The organism is Streptomyces sp. RP5T, assembly GCF_003933965.1.
Classification (GTDB): Bacteria; Actinomycetota; Actinomycetes; order Streptomycetales; family Streptomycetaceae; genus Streptomyces.
The window spans coordinates 1-2,394 of record NZ_RSAJ01000900.1; the positions used below are offsets into that span (position 1 = coordinate 1).

Annotated in this window: 2 protein-coding genes; one reads left to right on the forward strand and one right to left on the reverse strand. The window is 69.9% G+C overall.

Features of this window, described 5'->3' with window-relative positions; translation table 11 throughout:
- The first annotated feature begins 41 nt into the window (after positions 1-41).
- The gene (locus tag EHS43_RS42675) at positions 42-1,583 is read left to right on the forward strand and encodes an LCP family protein (protein ID WP_125195836.1); all 1,542 of its coding nucleotides are present in this window, start codon (positions 42-44) and stop codon (positions 1,581-1,583) included.
- Positions 1,584-1,619: 36 nt separating this feature from the next.
- On the opposite strand, the gene EHS43_RS42680 is transcribed toward EHS43_RS42675, so the two are convergent.
- A partial coding sequence (locus EHS43_RS42680; RefSeq protein ID WP_125195835.1) for a glycosyltransferase occupies positions 1,620-2,394 on the reverse strand: 775 nt, incomplete at its 5' end.

Genomic DNA, 2,394 nt, shown 5'->3' on the forward strand with positions numbered 1-2,394 from the left:
GGGTGGGTGGGAGGACAGGAACGTTGACAACGCAATACAGCGTGCAGGAAGTCGCGCCGGAGACCGACGGGGACGGCGCGCACGGCAGCCGCCGGGCGCCACGCAAGCACCGCTTGCTCAGATGGTCGTCGGCGACGCTCGCGGTGCTGATACTCGCGGTGGCCGGGACCGGCTACCTCTACTACCGGCACCTGAACTCCAACATCGAGCAGGACGAGCTGAACCTGGGCGACAACAAGGTCGCCGAGCCGACGCCGAACGCAGCGGGCCAGACCCCGCTGAACATCCTGCTGATCGGCTCCGACGCCCGGGACAGCAAGGAGAACCAGGAACTCGGGGGCGCCAAGGAGACCTTCGGGTCCACTCCGCTCGCCGATGTGCAGATGCTGCTGCACCTGTCGGCCGACCGCAGCAACCTCTCGGTCGTCAGCATGCCGCGCGACACCCTCGTGAAGATCCCCAAGTGCACCGACCCGGACGACGGCAAGGTGTACCCGGAGAGCGAGGGCCGGGTGATGACCAACCAGAGCCTCGGCCACGGCGGTCCGGGCTGCACGGTGGCCACCTGGCAGGAGCTCACCGGAATCCACATCGACCACTTCATGATGGTCGACTTCTCCGGCGTGGTGTCCATGGCCGACGCCATCGGCGGGGTGCCGGTCTGTGTGGACGCCAACATCCACTCGCGGGACAGCCAGGGGCACGGCTCCGGCCTGAAGCTGGAGAAGGGCACCACCTCGGTCAAGGGCGAGCAGGCCCTGCAGTGGCTGCGCACCCGGTACGGCTTCGAGGACGGCAGCGACCTGGCCCGCGCCAAGGCCCAGCACATGTACATGAACTCGATGGTCCGCGAGCTGCGTGCCAACGCCACCCTGAACAGCCCCAACAAGCTGCGCAGGCTCGCCGAGCAGGCGACGAGGGCGATCACCGTCGACTCGGGCCTGGGCACGGTCAAGAAGCTCTACGACCTCAGCAACGAGCTGCGCAGGGTCGAGCCGGAGCGCATCACCATGACGACCATGCCGAATCGTTACGTCGGCGCGCGCGTGGAGCCCACCGAGGACGCCGAGCAGCTCTTCCGGCTGGTGCGCGAGGACATCGCGCTGGACGGCAAGGACGCGAAGAAGGCCACCGCGGCGAAGGCGGAGGAGTCCTCCGACGACCCGGCCGCCGCGAAGGACGAGATCGGGGTACTGGTCCAGAACGGCACCCGTACCGACAGCCTGGCCGCGGCGAGCGGCCGGGCGAGCACGGTGGCCGGGCTGCTGGTGGACAAGGGCTTCGAGAAGGCGGTCTCCGACCGTTCCTCGTCACTGAGCGAGGCGACCACGCTCGTGCGCTACCCGAGCGCGGAGCTGGAGGGCGACGCCCAGGCGGTCGCCAAGTCCCTGGGGATTCCGGTGAGTTCGGTGAAGAAGTCGACCGAGGTCTCCGGGGTCACGCTCGTCGTGGGCGCCGACTGGCGCGAGGGTACGGCGTACAAGGCGCCGAAGAAGGACGACACCACCCCGAAGAGCGCGGAGGCCCTCAACGGCGCCGACGACACGGCCTGCATGCACGTCAACCCGGGCTTCACCTGGTGAGGCGGGGGCGCCCCTCGGACAGGAGGGGCGCCTCTTTCAGACCGCGTCCAGCACGGCGGGCCGGCGCGAGGCGATGACCCGCCTGGCCAGGGAGCGCGGGCTGGTCAGGAAGCCGTAGCCCCACGACATGTGCATGGTGGCGAGGGCGACGGGGATCTGGAGCCGTGCCTTCAGCGGCAGGCCCTTGCCCGCGGGCAGTGAGCCCAGCACGATCGCCGCGAGGTAGCCGCCGGGGATCAGGAAGCCGAGCGGGGTCAGCGCGGCGCCGACCACGATCCCGGCCGCGATCGCGCACACCGCGGTCGGCGGGGCGAGGTAGCGCAGGTTGATGGAGCCCTCGTGGTAGCGGGCGACGACGTGCCGCCAGCGGCCGTAGTCCTTGTACTGCTTGGCGAGGGCCTTCACGCTCGGCCGCGGGCGGTACGACACCTTCAGCTCGGGCGAGAACCAGATGAGCCCGCCCGCCTCACGGATCCGGAAGTTGAGCTCCCAGTCCTGGGCGCGGATGAACTCCTCGTTGTAGCCGCCCTGTTGCTCCAGGGCCTCGCGCCGGAACACCCCGAGGTACACGGTCTCGGCGGCCTGTGCCTCGCCGCCCGTGTGGAAGGCGGCGTTGCCGACACCGATCCTGGAGGTCATGGCGGCGGCGACCGCGCGCTCCCAGTCGTTCTCGCCCTCGGCGTGCATGATGCCGCCGACGTTCTGCGCGCCGGTCTCCTCCAGGAGCCGTACGGCGGTGGCGATGTAGTTCGGCGAGAGCATGCCGTGCCCGTCGACGCGGACGACGATCGGGTGGCGGGAGGCCTTGATC